Annotated in this window: 17 protein-coding genes; 8 read left to right on the plus strand and 9 right to left on the minus strand. The window is 35.2% G+C overall.

The genetic code is table 11. The annotated features are described in order from the left end of the window. Window positions 1-302 precede the first annotated feature (302 nt). The 5 genes from radA (at window position 303) to ricT (ending at window position 5,689) form a co-directional block, all read left to right on the plus strand. Window positions 303-1,676, plus strand: coding sequence for a DNA repair protein RadA (radA, locus tag ACTIEI_RS01785; RefSeq protein ID WP_439504560.1), 1,374 nt, complete (start codon window positions 303-305; stop codon window positions 1,674-1,676). Between the two features lie 76 nt (window positions 1,677-1,752). Beyond that, on the plus strand, window positions 1,753-2,454 hold the full coding sequence (locus ACTIEI_RS01790) for a ComF family protein (protein ID WP_439504561.1): 702 nt from the start codon (window positions 1,753-1,755) through the stop codon (window positions 2,452-2,454). 49 nt (window positions 2,455-2,503) lie between these two features. Continuing rightward, a complete protein-coding gene (locus tag ACTIEI_RS01795; RefSeq protein WP_439504562.1) occupies window positions 2,504-3,037 on the plus strand; it encodes a glutathione peroxidase in 534 nt (177 codons plus the stop codon). A gap of 76 nt (window positions 3,038-3,113) precedes the next feature. Continuing rightward, window positions 3,114-4,313 (plus strand): ATP-binding protein, encoded by a 1,200-nt coding sequence (locus ACTIEI_RS01800; protein ID WP_439504563.1) that lies wholly within the window; start codon window positions 3,114-3,116, stop codon window positions 4,311-4,313. Window positions 4,314-4,348: 35 nt separating this feature from the next. Continuing rightward, window positions 4,349-5,689, plus strand: coding sequence for a regulatory iron-sulfur-containing complex subunit RicT (gene ricT, locus ACTIEI_RS01805; RefSeq protein WP_439504564.1), 1,341 nt, complete (start codon window positions 4,349-4,351; stop codon window positions 5,687-5,689). 7 nt (window positions 5,690-5,696) lie between these two features. Here ricT and ACTIEI_RS01810 read toward each other — a convergent pair whose 3' ends face one another. After that, window positions 5,697-7,418, minus strand: a complete 1,722-nt coding sequence (locus tag ACTIEI_RS01810; RefSeq protein WP_439504565.1) for a M3 family oligoendopeptidase — start codon at window positions 7,416-7,418, stop codon at window positions 5,697-5,699. Window positions 7,419-7,529: 111 nt separating this feature from the next. On the opposite strand from ACTIEI_RS01810, the gene mutL reads away from it, so the two are divergent. Next, window positions 7,530-9,371: a DNA mismatch repair endonuclease MutL gene (gene mutL / locus ACTIEI_RS01815; RefSeq protein ID WP_439504566.1), complete on the plus strand. Its 1,842-nt coding sequence runs from the start codon at window positions 7,530-7,532 to the stop codon at window positions 9,369-9,371. Here the strand turns inward: mutL and ACTIEI_RS01820 are convergent, their stop codons facing one another. The 7 genes from ACTIEI_RS01820 to ACTIEI_RS01850 are packed head-to-tail and all read right to left on the minus strand — an operon-like array spanning window position 9,372 to window position 15,746. After that, entirely contained in the window at window positions 9,372-10,733 is a 1,362-nt protein-coding gene (locus tag ACTIEI_RS01820; protein WP_439504567.1) for a D-alanyl-D-alanine carboxypeptidase, read from the minus strand. 9 nt (window positions 10,734-10,742) lie between these two features. Then, entirely contained in the window at window positions 10,743-11,876 is a 1,134-nt protein-coding gene (locus ACTIEI_RS01825; protein WP_439504568.1) for an arginase family protein, read from the minus strand. A 58-nt stretch (window positions 11,877-11,934) separates the two neighbouring features. Next, entirely contained in the window at window positions 11,935-12,639 is a 705-nt protein-coding gene (locus ACTIEI_RS01830; RefSeq protein ID WP_439504569.1) for a response regulator transcription factor, read from the minus strand. A gap of 2 nt (window positions 12,640-12,641) precedes the next feature. Next, window positions 12,642-13,616, minus strand: coding sequence for a sensor histidine kinase (locus ACTIEI_RS01835; protein ID WP_439504570.1), 975 nt, complete (start codon window positions 13,614-13,616; stop codon window positions 12,642-12,644). Further along, the gene (locus tag ACTIEI_RS01840; RefSeq protein ID WP_439504571.1) at window positions 13,613-14,077 is read right to left on the minus strand and encodes a gliding motility lipoprotein GldH; all 465 of its coding nucleotides are present in this window, start codon (window positions 14,075-14,077) and stop codon (window positions 13,613-13,615) included. The genes ACTIEI_RS01835 and ACTIEI_RS01840 overlap by 4 nt, the downstream gene beginning before the upstream one ends. A gap of 39 nt (window positions 14,078-14,116) precedes the next feature. Continuing rightward, entirely contained in the window at window positions 14,117-14,992 is an 876-nt protein-coding gene (locus ACTIEI_RS01845; RefSeq protein ID WP_439504572.1) for a YicC/YloC family endoribonuclease, read from the minus strand. A gap of 43 nt (window positions 14,993-15,035) precedes the next feature. After that, window positions 15,036-15,746 (minus strand): NUDIX hydrolase, encoded by a 711-nt coding sequence (locus tag ACTIEI_RS01850; protein WP_439504573.1) that lies wholly within the window; start codon window positions 15,744-15,746, stop codon window positions 15,036-15,038. A 99-nt stretch (window positions 15,747-15,845) separates the two neighbouring features. On the opposite strand from ACTIEI_RS01850, the gene ligA reads away from it, so the two are divergent. After that, window positions 15,846-17,870, plus strand: coding sequence for an NAD-dependent DNA ligase LigA (gene ligA / locus ACTIEI_RS01855; RefSeq protein WP_439504574.1), 2,025 nt, complete (start codon window positions 15,846-15,848; stop codon window positions 17,868-17,870). 2 nt (window positions 17,871-17,872) lie between these two features. Then, on the plus strand, window positions 17,873-18,544 hold the full coding sequence (locus ACTIEI_RS01860) for a DUF2461 domain-containing protein (protein ID WP_439504575.1): 672 nt from the start codon (window positions 17,873-17,875) through the stop codon (window positions 18,542-18,544). Window positions 18,545-18,564: 20 nt separating this feature from the next. Here the strand turns inward: ACTIEI_RS01860 and ACTIEI_RS01865 are convergent, their stop codons facing one another. Beyond that, entirely contained in the window at window positions 18,565-19,479 is a 915-nt protein-coding gene (locus tag ACTIEI_RS01865; RefSeq protein WP_439504576.1) for a hypothetical protein, read from the minus strand.

The raw sequence follows: 19,479 nt of genomic DNA on the forward strand, positions 1-19,479 counted from the left end.
TATAGATAGTGGATTGGACTAGCCTTTGTTTTGAAATTCTAAAAACTTACCAACAAAAGTTTTATATATAGTTTTATTTTATATATTATTATTTAATAACCTATATTACATTGATTTATATTATTTTGAAAAATATATCCATTTAAAAATCAGAAACCTTCACAAAAATTAATTTTGCAGTTTGGCCTATTTTGGTAATTTAGTGGTAGAATTTAATGGGTTAGTAAGTAAAAGGGTCAGCATTATTGTTGGCCCTTTTGCGTTTAATAATCTCCCTGAATAGTCCCTTATATTTTCATTTTATGAGCAAGATTAAAACCGCTTTTTTTTGTAGCAACTGTGGATATGAAAGTACCAAGTGGATTGGAAAATGTCCTTCGTGTAATCAATGGAATACTTTTTCAGAAGAAATAATTCAAAATGGAGATGCAAAAGAAAAAACAACTTGGGAAGATTATCCTGAAAAAAAACGAACCAACAAAACGATTGCGCTGAATGATATCGACTTTAAAGAAGAAAAAAGAATTGTAACCAGTGATGCAGAATTAAATAGAGTGTTGGGGGGAGGAATTGTTCCTGGTAGTTTGGTTTTAGTTGCAGGTGAACCAGGCATAGGTAAGAGTACTTTGTTTTTGCAAAACGGACTTTTAATAAAACAATTAAAAGTTTTATATATCAGCGGAGAAGAAAGCGAGCAACAAATTAAAATGCGAGCAGATAGATTAAAAATTAGTAACGATAATTTTTATCTCCTTACCGAAACAGATACCAATATAATTTTTAAAGAAATCAAAAAGCTAAAACCAGAATTAGTAATTGTAGATTCTATTCAAACCATCCAATCCAATTTAATTGATTCTTCTGCAGGTACGGTTTCACAAATTAGAGAGTGTGCTGCATCTTTTCAACGCTTTGCAAAAGAAACCAATACACCTGTTTTTTTAATTGGTCATATCACCAAAGATGGTGCAATTGCAGGACCAAAAATATTAGAGCATATGGTGGATACTGTTTTGCAGTTTGAAGGTGATAGACATTATGCCTATAGAATATTAAGAACCCTTAAAAACCGCTTTGGGTCTACATCTGAGCTAGGTATATATGAAATGAGTGGGGCAGGAATGAGAGTAGTTACTAATCCATCAGAAATATTAATTGCACAAAGAGAAGAAGTATTAAGCGGGAGTGCAATTGCTGCTGCATTAGAAGGAATGCGGCCCTTATTAATTGAAGTACAAGCATTGGTTACTCCTAGTGTTTATGGAACGCCGCAAAGAACGGTGACTGGTTTTGATTTAAGAAGGTTACAATTATTATTAGCCGTTTTAGAGAAAAGAGGTGGATTTCAATTTGGTTTAAAAGATGTATTTGTAAATATTGCTGGTGGAATAAAAATCGAAGACCCTTCTACAGACCTTGCAGTAATATGTGCATTATTATCTTCTTATGAAGACAATCCTCTTCCAAAAAATATTTGCTTTGCAGGTGAAGTTGGATTAAATGGAGAAATTAGAGCAGTGAATAGAATTGAACAAAGAATTGCAGAAGCGCAAAAATTAGGTTTCGAAAAAATTATCGTTTCTAAATTCAATAAAAAAAGCTTTGACCCCAAAACATTTTCAATTCAAGTAATTGCATTAAGTAGAGTAGATGAAGTTTATCAACAACTCTTTTAAAGCTTACCGTTAAAAAACTATTTTCTTTTCGGCTTTCACTTTAAGAAAAGAAATGCTTTGAGCCTAGTTTAACACTATGGCAATACCAATCAATTCTTACATTTACGCATTTCAACAATTATTCTTTCCGCATATTTGCAGTGGTTGCGGAGCAGACTATATTCATCACAATGCATTTCTTTGTGCAGCATGTAATCATGCCCTTCCTGCAACCCATTTTTTTGACCGTTCCAATAACCCTATTGAGCAGGTTTTTACGGGAAGAATTCCAATTGTTGCGGCTGGTTCAAGCTTTTATTTTTATAAATCTGGGTTGGTACAGCACTTGATTGCCCAATTGAAATACAAGAATAATTTATCAGCTGGTCGATTTTTAGGCAGGTGCATGGGCAGAGAATTAAGTCAATCCGAACGTTTTAGCCATATAGACCTATTAATCCCTCTTCCTCTGCACCCAAAAAAAGAATTTCAGCGTGGATACAATCAGGCAAGGATCATTTGCGAGGGGATCATGGAAGTCTGGCCTAAAAAACTCTGTACGCAAGGGGTCAGTAGACTAGTTTACACTACCAGCCAAACCCAAGGCAATCGACTGAATCGTTGGAAAAACATGGAAGATGCATTTTGGGCATCCGAACCTAGTATATTAAAAAATAAAAATATTTTATTGGTAGATGATGTAATTACTACTGGTGCTAGTTTGGAAGCTTGCGGTAGGGCCATCTTACAAGTACCTGGAACTTCTATTAGCATTGCTACCGCCGCTTATACCGTTTAACACTTAGCTAAACAAAATCCGCTTACATTCGTTGTATAAATAAAAAGTCATGAAATATATCCTTTCCATTGCAACATTAATCATGTTAAGCGCTTTTAGTTTTACAGGGGTAAATAGCATTCATAGTTTTAAAGTGAAATCTATTGAAGGCAAAACAATTGATTTCTCTTCGTTTAAAGGAAAGAAAATCTTAGTGGTGAATACTGCATCTAAATGTGGTTACACTCCACAATATGATGCATTACAAAAAGTGTACAACCAGTACAAAGACAAATTAGTGATTGTAGGTTTTCCTGCCAATAATTTTGGCGGCCAAGAACCTGGAAGCGATAGTGAAATTCAAGATTTTTGTAAAGCCAACTATGGTGTAAGTTTTCCTATGGCAAGTAAAGTAAGTGTAAAAGGTGGTGATATAGCCCCTATTTACAAATGGCTAACTTCAAAAGCAGAGAATGGCGTGTTAGATGCAGAAGTTGGTTGGAATTTTGGAAAATTTTTATTAGACGAAAACGGTAAATTATTACAATATTTTCCAAGCAAAGTGAAGCCAGACAGCGAAGAAATATTAAAATTTGTTAAGTAGTTTATTCAACTATTTTTGTAAAAAGAGAATGTTAACACATTCTCTTTTTTATTTCTATACTACTTTATTTTAGTCAATGCTATTTTCAGATGTAATAGGTCATGAAGCCATTAAACAACATTTAGTTGAAATGGTAGAGCACAACAGACTTAGCCATGCATTGTTGTTTTTGGCTAAAGAAGGAGCAGGTGGTCTTCCATTAGCTATGGCTTTCGCTCAATATATCGTGAGTCTTCCTGCCGAAGCCCCAGTAGTTGAAGACCTATTTGGTGGAATGACCGCTCTGGCACCCACGCCAGCTTTTATCCACCCAAATCAGATAGCTAATGAGTCTGCTTATGCAAGGGCAGACAAACTAGTTCACCCTGATTTACATTTTACTTATCCGGTCATTCCTCGCAAATCGGGTGATAAGCCTATTAGTTCAGATTATATTGAAGAATGGAGAAGCTTTGTACAAACCATGCCTTACGGAAATGTATATGATTGGTTGCAAAGTATTGGGGCTGAGAATAAGCAAGGTAATATTACTGCTGAAGAATGTAATCAAATTATAAGAGAGCTTAGCTTAAAGAGTTTTGAAAGCAAATACAAGGTTTTGCTTGTTTGGATGCCAGAATACTTAGGCAAAGAAGGCAATAAATTATTAAAGCTAATTGAAGAGCCTCCACCGAATACTATTTTTTTATTGGTCGCCGAAAATGAAGAACAAATGCTTCCTACTATTTTGAGTAGGTGTCAATTGGTTCGTATTCCAGCTTTAGAAGACGAGGAAATTGAAAAAGCATTAATGGAACGTGCAAAAGCTAGTGAAGAAACTGCTCGGCAAATCACAGGTATTTGTGAGGGGAATTATAGGGAGGCATTACAACTTTTGCAACATGCCGATGAAGACTGGCAGTCTTTGCTAAGAGAATGGTTAAATGCGATGCTTAAAACTGGACCTGCTGCTCAACTAAAATTCATTGACGAGATTGGTAGAATGGGTAGAGAAAAACAAAAACAATTTTTGCGTTATTTTAATCATTTATTAGAACAGAGTATTCGTATTAGGGTAATTGGTGAAGACTTAGTTAAACTTGGTGCTCCTGAAAAAGATTTTGCTAAACGATTAAATAAAATAGCTTCTGTTAGTCAACAGGAATGCATTATTGAAGAATTGGATAAAGCGGCTTACTTTATTGAACGTAATGCCCACGCTAAAATGTTGTTTCAAGCGCTTACTATTAAACTATACCATATCATTCAGAACAAAACCCTAATTTTGAGTAAATAGGTACATATTAAAGAACTTCTTATTATTATATATATATGGGATGTGGATCATGTGGAACGGGGAAGCCAAATGGCTGTAAAAGTAACGGAGGATGTAGTACGGGAGGATGTAATCGTTTAAACGTACACGATTGGTTAATGAATTTGCCTTTTAGCGATCCTGAAAGCAATTGCAGGATTGTTGAAGTAAGCTTTAAACAAGGTAGTAGAAAAGAATTTTTTAGAAATACTACCCTTCAATATTTAGAGAAAGGCGAGTACGTTACCGTTGAGGGTGTAAGTGGTTTTGATGTGGGTGAAGTAAGTCTTACAGGCGAATTGGTTCGCATGCAATTAAAGAAAAAACAAGTAGACGAGTTTAGTCCTGAAATCAAAAAGATACTTCGTAAAAGTACCGATAGAGATATTGAAAGCTTTGAAATTAGCAAAAGTAGAGAAAAAGAAATCTTGGCTAGAAGCCGCACTATTGCTCGTAGTTTGAATTTACAAATGAAATTGAGTGAAGTAGAAATTCAGGCTGATGGCAAAAAGGGTACTTTCTTTTATACTGCAGATGATCGAGTAGACTTCCGCGAAATGATTAAAATATTTGCTAGTGACTTTAAGATTAAAGTAGAAATGAGGCAAATAGGCATTCGTCAGGAAGCGGCTAAATTAGGTGGAATCGGATCTTGTGGAAGAGAATTATGCTGCAGTACCTGGTTAAATGATTTTAAAAGTGTTAATACAACTGCTGCCCGTTACCAAAATCTATCTATTAATCAAACTAAATTAAGTGGTCAGTGCGGAAGATTAAAATGCTGTTTAAATTATGAGTTAGACACTTATTTAGATGCATTGCAGCAGTTTCCAGATTATGCAGATACATTGGATACTTCAATGGGGACTGCTCACTTGATTAAAAAAGATATTTTCAAAAATTTAATGTGGTATATCCTACCCAATAATACCAAGCACTACCCATTAACCATTGATCGGGTTAAAGAAATTAAACGTTTGAATAAACAAGGACAACGAGTGGATGAATTACAAGCGGTAGAAATTGTAAATAGCAAACAAAAAGAGGCAGAACCTGCATTTGTTGAATTGGTTGGCCAAATCAGCTTAAAATCATTAGAGAAAAACGATAAAAGAAGAAGAGATCAACAAAGAAGCAATCAAGGACAACCACAACAACGAGCTCCGCAAGGGAACAACCCTCAACCTCAACGTGGTCCTAATAGACCCCCACAACAAGGACAGGGTCCTAATCAAGGCCAACGCAGACCTCAACAAAATAATCCGCAAGGACCGCGAGGACCCAGGGGGCCTCAACAAAATAGACCCCCCAGACCAGCTCAAGGCAATAATCCACCAAGCGGACCTAAGCCTGAATAAATCGATTTTATTTAAGTTGATCCATTTCGGTCTTCACGAATTCCATTAAAGTTTTAATATAAGCTGGTGTTAGATTAAATTCTAACCCAGCTGCTTTATATAGTTCAGGTAAGGTTTTGGTACCTCCCAAACTCAAAGCATTCATATAATTTTCTAAAGCCTGCTGAGGATTTTGTTTATACTGCATCCACAATCCAATTGCGCCTAATTGAGCTATTCCGTATTCAATATAATAGAATGGTACTTCAAATAAGTGCAGCTGCCTTTGCCATCCAATTTTTCTAAATTCATCTAACCCTGTATAATCAATACTGCTGGTAGAGAATTCATTTAAAATGAGCATCCATTCATTGGTTCTTTCTTCAATACTGTGTTGAGGGTGTTCATATACCCAATGTTGAAATTGATCGATGATAGCAATCCAAGGGAAAATGGTAATCGTTCTTTCTAACTGATGTTCTTTAGCTCTTTTTAAATCGGCCTCATTCTCAAAAAACGCCTGCCAGTGATCCATACTAAACAACTCCATTGCCATACTTGCCACTTCCGCAATTTCCATTGGATATTCTTTAAAAGCAGATAGTTTCAGTGGATGCGCTAAAAAAGAATGAACCGCATGTCCACCTTCATGCACCATGGTTGTAACATCACTCATTTGCCCAGCAGCATTCATAAAAATAAAAGGTGCACCACTTTCTGCCAATGGACAATTATACCCTCCCGGGGCTTTGCCTTTTCTGCTTTCTAAATCAAAATGGTTCATCTCTTTCATCTTGCGCAAACAATCCGCGAAAAAAGGATTCAATTGATCAAAACACTTTACTGTTTTCTCGTACAATTCTTCCCCAGTTGTAAATGGCTTTAAAGGCGCAGTACCAGCTGGTTCGGCTTCGGTATCCCAAGGTTTTAAGGTATCTAGCAGGAGCTTTTGCTTTTTGCGATCATAAATTTCATTAACCAAAGGAAGTACGTACTGCTTTACCGCATCATGAAACTGAAAGCAGTCTTCTTTGGTATAATCGAACCTGCCCAACTCTTTAAATTTATAATCACGATAGTTCTCAAATCCAGCATTAAGGGCTATTTGATGACGCTTAGCAATTAATGAACTATACAATTCATGCATGGGTTGTTCATCTTGCTTTCTTCTCTCTTGAATTTTATAGTATACCGCTTCTCTAAGCTTTCTATCACTATTTTCTAAAAACTTAGCCGCTTGTTGCAATGTAAACTCCTTGCCTTCTACTTCAACAGTCATTTTACCAGCAATGGCCCCATATTGTTGCTGTAAAACACTTAATTCGGCTAATATGGGAATATTTTCCTCCCTAAATAATTCAATACTCTTTTTAACCGAACGTAGATAAGTATGGTATGCTGCTTGATCTAGCTCTGCTGTAAATGGACAATTCACTAATTTTTTATTGAGGGCATCGGCATAATGTTGCAATTTGGGTTGAATTTCCATGCAGAAATAAGTAAATGCCTCTTCTAAACTTTTATCGGTGGTATCGCAGGTCATTTTTATTTGTCGCCAACATGCGTCTTCACTCACTACTGCCTCTAATTCACTTAAATCAGCTAACCATTCTTCTAATTCAGTCTTATTCTTAATTTCTCTTTCACTCAATTCTTTGAAATAAGGCTCCAAACCATTCCAATCTGTAACAGTATAATCTACTGGCAATAATTTACGCTGAACCTTTTGTATAGCAGCTTTTGGATGCATATTCTATTAATTTGAGTGCAAATTTACTTAACTCTTCCTTGTAGATGCAGTAGGAATCTTATTTTTACAAACTTTTATTCATTTGAACAGTAGCGTAGAAAGAATTTAATTGTGAGCAATATTATTCATTTATTACCCGATCATATAGCTAACCAGATAGCTGCAGGAGAAGTTATTCAAAGACCCGCAAGTGCAGTTAAAGAGTTATTAGAAAATGCAGTGGATGCAGGAGCAACCAAAATTAAATTATTGGTGAACGATGCAGGCAAAGCATTAATTCAAGTAATTGACAATGGAAAAGGAATGAGTGCAGAAGATGCACGAATGGCTTTTGAAAGGCATGCAACTAGTAAAATTAGTCAAATTGAAGACCTCTTTAAGATTAAAACAATGGGATTTAGGGGGGAAGCATTGGCCTCTATTGCTGCTGTGTCTCAGGTAGAATTGAAAACCAAAAGAGCAGAAGACGAATTAGGAACATTGGTAGAAGTTGAGAACAGTAAAGTGATTCAACAAGAAGCATGTATTGCATCAGAAGGCACTAGCATTAGCATGAAGAATTTATTTTTCAATGTTCCTGCAAGAAGAAATTTTTTGAAAAGTAATGCAGCAGAAATGCGGCATATTATGGATGAATTTATTCGGGTAGCTATGGCTTATCCGGAAATATTTTTCTCTTTAAATAGTAATGGACAAGAAGTGTACCATTTAGAAGCAGGTAGTCATAAACAAAGGATTGTTCAAATTTTAGGAAATAGTTACAACGCTAAGTTGGTGAATGTTTTAGAGGAAACGGACTATATGAATATTTCTGGATTTATCGGCAAGCCAGAAACTGCTAGAAAAACTAGGGGTGATCAATATTTTTTTGTGAACAATCGATTCATTAAAAGCGCCTATTTAAATCATGCAGTTAATGCGGCATTTGAGGGTATGATTGCCAAAGATAGCTTTCCGAGTTATGTATTATATATTGACTTAGATCCAACTCAAATAGATATCAATGTTCATCCCACTAAACAAGAAATTAAATTCGAGGATGAAAAAATTATCTATGCTTTTGTTCAAGCAGCCGTTAAACATGCTTTGGCTCAGTTTAGTATTGCACCTTCTCTAGATTTTTCATTGAATGCAGATATACAAGGCTTAGCTGCTGTGAGTAAACCTTTTACCAGAAATGATCAGGAAGCGGCAGTATCATCTAGCTTGTACAAAACATTTTCTCAAAAACACCAAGCGCATTTTATAGAGCCAACTAATAAATCTGAATTAAAAAGTTGGAAGGATTTTTTTAAGCCAACTGAAACCGCTGGAACTATAGGTGGATTTTCAAGTGACTCCGTCTTAGAAGAATACTATACTGGTGGAAGATTATTAAATATTCCTCAAATACAACAGTACTTGCAGTTGCAACAAACCTATATTATTGCTACTACCACAACAGGCTTTTTATTGGTCCACCAACAATTAGCACACGAAAGAGTACTATACGAACAGTATAGCCAAGCAGTTCATTCCAAACAAGCCCCTACTCAAAAAAGTTTATTCCCTATTCCATTGGATTTAGCTGCATCAGACAGTGTTTTACTGCAGGAGCTATTACCCGATCTTCAATTAATCGGCTACCAAATTGAGAAAGACGAACAGCATCAATTTGTAATTCAAGGAACACCAGCAGATATTGTGGTGGGTAATGAAAAACATGCAATAGAAATGTTGATAGAACAATTCAAACATTTCAATAGCGATATCAATTTTAGTAAAAAAGAAAAACTAGTCCGTTGTATGGCCAAACAGCAATCCATCAAAACGGGAGTAAACCTTGACCAAAAGGAAATGGCAGGTCTTATAAATAATTTGTTTGAATGCAATACGCCCAACATCACTCCTACTGGTAAACCAACCTATATTGAATACAAGGGGAATTATTTAGAGCAGTTGTTTGAGCGTTAATTAATTTTCGTTGATTACACTTGTTAAAAATTGCTCTATATATCTTCTAATGGTGCCAGCTGAAGATTGGTGTGCATTGACCATAATGGAAAAGATTAATTCCTTCCCTTGATTGGTAATGATAAATCCACTTAAAGCAACATGCCCAGTGAGTGTTCCTGTTTTAGCAAATATTTTATTCTCGTATCCTTTATATAAACCGCCCAAAGTTCCTGTATTACCAGTAGGAAATATCGTTTTTATCCTTTCCCAAGGTTGTTCTTGTTTCATCTTATTTAAAACCCAAATAAAATCTTGAGGCGTCATCATATTGTATCTACTCAAACCACTTCCATCTACCCATCTTGGCTTATGAGGCATCCCCATCATATCTGATTTTAATAAGGTATCAATCACTTTAGCGTCATCCATTATACCAATTTTCTCATTGCCCACCATCAATAATGTCTGCTCTGCAAAAAAGTTGTCACTTCTATGCATCATTATTTTCAACAAACTATCTGTTGACTGAGAATAAAATTTTTTCCAGTTGGGTTGATCAATCGCCACTGCACTAGCATAGTTAAGTACCCTTTTTAATGTGTCTTCTAACAAAGGAATCATTAATTGATCCATTTCTTTTTTAACAACAAAGGGTATTGTCGTTCCAATAAATGGACGATTACTTTTTACAACTGTAAAATTATTTTGATCTTTATCTCTTTCAATTGCATAGCGACCATCTTCTGTACTTGAATAAATAACCAAAGAATCTTTAAATGCCTTGGGAGTTACCGTAATTCGATTTCCGTTTTTCCCAAAATTTACCAAATTGCCATAAATAGGCATAGGAGATCTTTCAGGAGAATAGTCAGCGTCGTAGTCATTCCAAGCCCATCCATTTCCAAAAGCCGTTGCGTTAAATCGCGGTGCTACAATAGTTATTTTAGGTGCATTCGCTTTTAAAAAATCATATGCGAATTGGTCTTCAAAATCAGGATGTAAAAAGCTTGGGTCTCCCGTAAATCGAATGGTGATATTTTCTTCATCTAGCAAATATTCAAATGCAACAATACTATCTCTCAGATTTTTCATCGCTGCATAACAGGTGAATATTTTGGTATTGCTTGCAGGAATAAAATATTTTTCTGATTGATAATTATATAAATACTTTTTTGCAGAAGGATCATATAAACTGATACCAACATGAGCGGGCAATAATTCGGGTTTATCTAAAATCAACAATCTAGCCTGTTGTTCAATAAAATTCGTTGGTTGTAAAATGGAAGCTTGTACAGCATTTGATGATTGTTGCACAGTCTTTTGCACTTTACAAGAGCTCACAAAAAATAATAAAAAAGCTAAATAAAATAGTTTTTGCATAAGGCATTTTTAGCTACGTTCAATTGCTCTCAACCAGCTTTCGGGAATATCATTGTTACAAGCAACTAAATAGTCTTTGTAACTGCAAGCTACATATTTACCATCATGTAATTGCATCCACCATCTACCAGTTCTTTTACTTTGTAAAAAAGTCGTTTCTACTTCGGCAAATGCCATAGTAAATTCATTAAATTCTGATCTATTTTCTATTGAAGCTTCTTGCTTCCCCCTATGAATTCCATCAATCAAATACCAAATCATATGTGCTTGTTGTATGGCTGTCATTTGATGTTCATCATTGGCAACATGATAACCATACAAGCCGATGGTATTGCAAATAGTACTCATGCCTGCGTATTGCATTAAGGTGCACGCTTCTTCTCCATTTAAACCATTAGGCGTTACTCTATTTGTTGGAGCATGTGAATATTGAATTGCTTCGATATCAAAACTGAAGAGCTCACTATTTCGGATAGCCGGTTCCATTTCTTCGATGGCTTCCTTCACTTTACCTACACGGAAACAGTCAAAGCCCAGTTTATTGATGGTCTCCAACATATTAGGATGCATGAAATAGCTTTGGAAAGCTATATGTGTGTAGTGCCTTAGATGATTAGGAATACCTGTAAACATATCCACTAAAAACATATCAGCAGGCTCTAAGCTATCCATATCTAAGTTAATTTTGGCATCTACTGTTACCGCATCAATAATTTTATTTTGTAAGCCATAGGCAGCATATTGAGGTGTTGTTATATCATGAGAGCCACCTAGAATTAACACCTTTTTACCCATCTGTAATAGTTCCGATACAACCATTTTGACAACTGCATAACTATCTGGAAGTGTAGCGCCAATTTTAATGTTACCCAAATCTGCTATGGTAACTTCAGTATGCCAATAATATAGTTTATAAAACTGCGAGCGTATAGCATTGGGTGCTTCAGTAAGTGTATATTGCATGCCCATGCCACGCATTTCACCACAGCCTACTATTACTAAATCTGCGTTTGAAATATCAGGTAGTTCTTCTTCGTGAACTAGAATATGTTTACCAATCTGGGTATCTTTAAACCCCTCATCATTAGAAATTTCAGCAAGGTTAATGGGTTCAAGAAAATCAAGTAAAGATGCTAGAGACATGGGCACGTTTTTGTACCCTCCTTAACGAATAAATAGATGAAAATATTGCAAGACTAACTTAGTCTGTGTATTTGTATCCAACCCCTCTAACAGAATGAAAATAAACAGGATGACGGCTGTCTTCTTCAAAATATTTTCTAAAGCTTAGAATAAAATTATCAATGGTTCGAGTTGTAGGGTAAACATTATAGCCCCAAACTACTTGCAGAATTTTTTCTCTTGTTACAACTTCTCCTTTATTTTCAATCAAAAGCTTCAAAAGCATAGCTTCTTTCTTACTCAAATCTACCCTTAATCCATTCCAAGTAACTGCATCTTGTGCCTTAAAATCAATTATATTTTTCCCAAAATGATATTGATCACCAATGGATTCTCTAACTTGGAGACGCTTATTTTTTTCAATCAGTTTTGCAACACGAATGAGTAATTCGTCTAAGTTAAATGGTTTGGTTAAATAATCATCCGCTCCTTTTTTTAACCCTAATACTTTATCGGCGGGAGCATTTTTAGCACTAAGCATTAAAATAGGAACTTCATTATTATGTACCCGGATACTTTCAGTAACACTAATACCATCTAATTCAGGTAGCATGATATCCATAATAATTAGATCAAAATAAGCATTTTCTACTTTTTTAAGTGCTTCATTACCATCATAGGCAGAGGTAACTTCATAGCCTTCCATTTCTAGATTTAATTTAAGTGCTTCATGCAAATTAAGTTCATCTTCAACTACAAGTATATTGGCTTTCTCTGCTGTCATTATTAAAGATTGAATAATACAGTAAAAGTACTTCCGTTTGGCTGATTATCTGTCACAGAAATGTAGCCATTATGTGCCTCTGCTATTTTTTTGCATAAATAAAGACCCAAGCCTGTTCCCTGTGCTTTCCGCGTATTCTCATCTCCACTTCTATAGAATTTATCAAATACTTTTTTCTTTTCTTGCTGATTTATCCCTTGTCCTAAATCTGCAATTGATATAGCAATTTTTGTACCTAATGTAACCAACGAAACATGAATAGGCAGATTTTTGGGTGAATACTTTAATGCATTCTCAAGTAAATTATTAACCAACATTTGGAGTAAAAAAGAATCCCCTTGCATTAGCCTGTTTTCTTCTATCGCTTCGTTAATTATTCTTTCAGGAAAACGACTTTTACAATCATCTACACAAGTTTCAACAATATCCGTTAAGTTAAGTTCTTGAAAGCTTACTGAATATCCACCCGCATCCAATTGAGATGTGAATAAGATATTATTGCACAATGTATTTAATCGATTGGCTTCTTGCAAGGTATTCGCTATCAATTTCTGTTGTTTATCTTCTTCAAGTTTTCTTTTTTGCAAAGTTTCTAAGTTCAGTTGAGCTACTGCAATAGGTGTTTTTAATTCATGTGTAATTGCCATCATGAAATTTTGCTGTTGTGCGGAAAATTTCAATTGACGTCTAGTTGCTCTGTACACATATACCGCCCCAACTAAAATTAAAGCTAAAAAAGTGATACCCTCTCCAATATATTGAGCTGTTTTTCTATTGCTCATTTCTTGTATAGCATCCATTTTTTTAAGGTAATCGGGATCGTCTTTCAATAATTCTGCAATTCTGATGGAAGTCATTACACTGTTCTGCTTCTCTAAAGCGATAAACCACCAAGCCAATGCCGCTATCATATAAAGCAACAAAAACCAATAAACAAAAGTAACAACAGCGAGTTTTGGGGGTTTAAGGGTACTCATTTTGCAATTTTTTCAACACGAATACCTGCATTCAGCATATGAGGAAGAGGGTCTTCGCGCATCGCCTGCTGAATTCCAAAAATATAATTTCCAGCTTTTAGTTTTAACGGGGATTGGGTAATTCTAATTCGGTGATCATAAATATCATCCATTCCGGTACCCATCCAACCCTTTCGATTATCGGCAAGTCGCAAATTAAGTAATTGAGATTTAGCTGTATCTCCAGGAGATTGAGTGGTAATTTTCATCCATAAATTATTGTAGCGGTATGCATCTTTATGACGAACAACTGCATAAATATGGTATAGTGATTGGGTATCAGTTATATTGAATTTGAAAAAATATTGGTCTGAAGACTTCCAACTATGTGATGCAAAAAAATGACTTTTTTCAAAAATACCATTTGATTCACAGCTCGTTAAAAGCAACAGAACAAAGAAAGCACTAAGATAAATTCTCACATGAACTATTTTATCAAAGATACATAAGAAGGATATTATCTAGAGTACATTCAGAATTTGCTCTTTGGCTTTTTCTAACTCATCTTTCATTAAAATGACCGCTTTTTGCATATTAGCATCATAGGCTTTAGACCCGGTAGTATTGATTTCTCTGCCAAATTCTTGTAATATAAAAGAGAGCTTTTTCCCTTTAGAGATTACTTCTTCAGCCAAAATGGTTCTGAAATAAGCACAATGATTATTCAAACGAACCTGCTCTTCACTAATATCAATTTTTTCAATATAATATATTAGCTCCTGCTCTAATCGGTTGGGATCATAGTTTTCCTTCCCTACATTTTCCTCTAAGACCTTCATTAAGCCTTCCCTAATTTTAGTTCTTCTTAATGGCTCAAGCGTTGTAATTAATTGTTGTTGTACTTCAATATTATTGAGCCTTACCAGCAAGTCTGCTTCAATTGATTTACCCTCTTCTTGTCTATGTTTATTCAATTGTGCAATAGCCTCTTTTAACAATTTTTCGAAACTAACCCATTCCGATTCCGTAAGCATTTCAGTAGAAGGAGTAATTACATCTGGTAATTTCAAAATGGTACTTAAAATATCGCCAGTTTCTAATCCCAATTCGTTCGCCAACTGAGCAACAGGTTGAAAATAAGCTTTTGCCAAATCTGTATTTATTGTAACAGGCTTATTTGCCCCATTCATTTTGATGGTAATATTGCATTCTACACTACCTCTTTGTAGTCCTTCATTCAAGCTATTACGAACTTCAAATTCATACGGCTTTAGTAAAGCGGGAATATTCAACCGTAAATCAAATTGTTTCCCATTCAATGATTTGATTTCAATTAAAAAATTTTTATCGCCAATAGCTTGTTCAGCTCTGCCGTAACCAGTCATTGAATAAAGCATACAATAGTATTTGAGTAAAAGTAAAGGAACATTAGCAGAAATACTAAAAATCAATACCAATCCATTTCTGCTTTTTCTTTTCGTACTTATCAAAATTAAATTGATATAATTTTCCAGGCCTATGTGAAACGTCTTGTTCCATTTCATTAGTATCAATCAGCAAATCCATAGAAGCAAACTTTTTCCTAAAATTTCTTCGATCTAAGGAAACACCTAAAATTGCTTCATATAAATTTTGAAGCTCACGTAACGAAAATTTATCTGGTAACAAGTTAAAGCCTAGTGGGTGTTCCTGAATTCTTTTTTGAAGCCAACCATGACATTCCTGAACAATCTCTAGATGATCAAAAGCCATTTCTTTTAATGCATTATAATCGTACCAATCCAATTCATTATCATGAATTTTAAGCGCGTGATGCTGAATATTTAATAGAGAACAGTATGCAATGGTGATTACCCTACCACCAGGGTGTCTATCAGGTTTCCCAAAAACTTTTACTTGATCTAAAAAAACATTGTTCATGCCGGTACGAGCTTTTAAGATACGATAAGCAGCATCGTCTAAGTCTTCATTATTTTTAACAAAGTCTCCTAATAAAGAAAGTTTTCCTTGAAAAAAAGCTAAATCACTCTTGATCAACAAGACTTTCAACTTATTCTCTTCAAAGCCAAAAATGACACAGTCTACAGTGAGCGGCACTTTGGGATAGGTATCCACTAAATGATGGACCGCCTTAACGGAATTTTTCTTCATATGGTGTTGCATTTGGAGTATACTCCGGCAATTGCGTCGTTAATACACAAAGTTAAGGGTTGTGCGGTAATTTCTATCTTTACAGCTTAAGAACCGTTTATGTATACCTTAGAACAGCTAGATGAATTAAAGGATCTATTAAAATTTCATGAGCACCGTTATTACGTTTTAAATGATCCACTTATTTCGGATTATGAATTTGATCAATTATACCAGCAATTAATTGCAATTGAAAAAGCCCATCCTGAATTAATTACCCCTGACTCGCCATCGCAAAGGGTTGGGAATAGTTTAAATCAGGGTTTTGAAACCACTCCTCACTTAGTTCCGATGCTCAGCTTAGATAATAGTTACAATGCTGAGGACTTAATTGATTTTGACAGAAAAGCAAGGGAATTAACAGTAGAACAAGAGATAGAATATTGTGTTGAGCCTAAATTTGACGGTGCAAGTATTTCGTTAATTTATGAAAACGACTTATTGGTTAAAGCAATCACTCGTGGAGATGGTGTTGCAGGCGAAAACATTACACCTAATATTCGGCAGATCAAATCAATCCCTTTATCTGCCCCATTTTCCTCTAAAGGAATCCAACAAATAGAAATAAGAGGAGAAGTCATTTTAAGCAAAGCATCTTTTAAAAAATTCAACCAAAAACTAATAGAACAAGGGTTGACTCCTTTAGCTAATCCAAGAAATGCTGCATCAGGTAGTCTTAGAATGAAAGACCCCAAAGAAGTGGCAGAACGAAATTTAGATGCATTCTTATACCACGTAAGTTATGTTACCCATAAAACAGCAATGCATACGCCCTCTTTAAGCAGTCATGCTGGGAGTCTAGATCTCTTATGGGAGATGGGTTTCAGATCCCCTAAGGAAGAAAAAAAAGTTGTTAAAGGTATTCAAGGCGTAATTGACTATTGCCTTGCATACGAAGCAAAAAGAGATGAGCTTCCATATGAAATTGATGGTATGGTTATAAAAGTCAATGACATTGAACAACAAGAAAAGATGGGGATGACTTCACATCATCCAAGATGGGCCATCGCATTTAAATTTAAAGCAAGACAGGCAACCACTACACTAATAGAGGTGGAATTCCAAGTTGGAAGGACTGGGGCCGTAACCCCCGTTGCTAAATTAAAGCCTGTTTTTTTAGGGGGCGTTACTGTATCTAGCATTTCTATTCATAACGAAGATTATATACAGCAAAAGGACCTTAAAAAAGGAGACCAGGTTCTAATTGAAAGAGCTGGAGATGTAATTCCTCAGATTGTAAAAAGTTTACCTGATTTAAGAAATGGGAATGAGCAAACAATTGTATTTCCCAAAAACTGCCCAATATGCAATAGTCAATTATTTAAAGAAGAAGGAGAAGCAGTTTGGAGATGCATCAATATAGAATGTACTGCGCAAGTAGTAGAAAAAATGATCCATTTTGTAAGCAAAGACGCGATGGATATTAAAAGCTTTGGAGAAGCCAATATTCGAAAGTTTTATGAAATGGGTTTACTTAAAGATATTCCAAGTATTTACCGATTAAATTATAATGCCCTAACCAAATTAGAAGGGTTTGGGAAAAAATCGATTGAGAATTTACAAATAGCCATAGCAGCCAGCAAACAACAACCACTCTATCGATTAATTTATGCATTGGGTATTCGCTTTGTGGGTGAAACAACTGCTAAAACCTTGGCCAATGCTGTATCACATTTATTAGAATTCAGCAACAAAACAGAAGAACAACTATTACAATTAGAAGATGTAGGAACCAAGGTTGCAAAGAGTATTCAAGGCTTTTTTGGAAACCCTCAAAATATTGCGATGCTACAGGAACTTGCAGAACTAGGGTTGCAATTAGAAAATAGTAAAAAAGAAATCAATACAAGTGGAAATTTAGTCGGCCAAAGTTTTTTGTTTACAGGAACATTGGAACAACTCAAAAGATCACAAGCAGAGGCCATGGTTGAAAATGCTGGCGGCTCTATCTTAGGTGGCGTAAGCAGCAAATTAAACTATCTAGTCGTGGGTGCAGACGCTGGAAGCAAACTAGAGAAGGCTAAAAAAATAAATACCATTAAAATCATTACAGAACAAGAATTCATCAACCTGATTAATCCATAAAAATGCTCCATCCTAAAACACTTCAGTTTTTGACTAAACTCAAAAAAAATAATTCCCGCGAATGGTTTAACGAACATCGCAATGACTATGATGCGGCTAAAGAAAATTTCATTGAATTAGTGAACCAAATTTTATCACAGGCTGGCAAATTCGATCAGGATATTGCTGTTTTAACTTATAAGGATTGCATATTTAGAATTAATCGAGACGTTCGGTTCAGTAAAAATAAAGACCCCTATAAAAATAATATGGCAGCCTATTTTGTTAAAGGGGGCAAAAAATCTTGGCTAGCAGGATATTATTTTCACTGTGAACCAGGTGGCAAAAGCTTTATTGGTGGCGGACTGTATGGAGGTGAGCCTGATCAAATTAAAAAAGTAAGACAAGAAATTGACTACAATTGGGAGGACTTTAAAGGCATTCTAAACAACAAAACTTTTAAGAAAACTTTTGGCGACTTATCAAGAGAAGAAGGAATGTCATTGGTGAGGGAACCAAAAGGTTATGAAAAAGACAACCCTGCAATTGACTATATTAAATTGAAAAACTTTATTGTTTCGGTTCCAGTAACTGATGAAGAATTAACTGATCAAAAATTAGTCAAAAAAATAATTACTTGCTTTGCTACCATGCAGCCGCTCTTACATTTTTTAAATAGGGCGATGGAGGATTAAGCGGGTAAAAAATTTACCCACTATTGAGACATGGTTGGTGTTGTTAATATTTTATAGCCGGATAAAACGGTCGTTTGATTATTTGGAGTAATCTTTGAAACTGATATTTTCATAGGTTTATTATCCATACTTCCTTCAAAAGCTAAGATGGCTCTGAGTGGATTACCAGGAATGCCTAATGGGCCAGCATTCATCATACTGAACATCGGAAAATTTGCATGTTTAAATGGTAGGGCTTGATTGGTTACCCAACAAGTCAAATCAAATTTTTCACCATTATCTTGACCAGATACCTTAAAGGCAGTACAATCGTAGCCAGCAATTTTTCTTTTCTGTTTTAAAGCTGTCACTTTAATTTGGGCTTTGCTTGTTGGGCGAATCATGTAAGGTTGAAGATTGCTGATTAAAGCAATCTTCCCCTCTTCCTTTGAAGTAACATAAAAAGTACTTTTCCCAGATTGCTCAATAATCCATGCATCTAGTGTACCATCTTCTTGTTGCATTTGTTCTGCAAGCTTTCCTGCTTTTGATAATCCTGCTTGATCAATCAGCATTTGATTACCTTCTTTATTAATGGCATAATCAAAAATTGCCTTTATAGGTGTTTCGGCATCATAAGCTTCTATATTCAAACTGATTGAAAATGCCCCTTTAAACTGACTGCTCTTCCCAACTTTTGATAATGCCGGCTTCTCTGAAGTACTTTTGCCAGCATATTCAGGCGCTGCCATTTTAGAGCTATTGCAAAACATATCAATTGTTTGCTTTTTGATGGCTTCTAATTGATCCAATGTTTGTTTATCTGCGCCATTTTTTTTAGCATTGGCAATCTCTGCCTCGAACTGTCTTTTTAAAGAGTCGCAATTAAAGTTTTGAGCTTTTGAAAAGAATGTGAAACTCAATATAAGGCTTAGAATAATGATCGCTTGTTTCAT

It is taken from the genome of Sediminibacterium sp., from assembly GCF_051860225.1.
GTDB lineage: Bacteria > Bacteroidota > Bacteroidia > Chitinophagales > Chitinophagaceae > Sediminibacterium.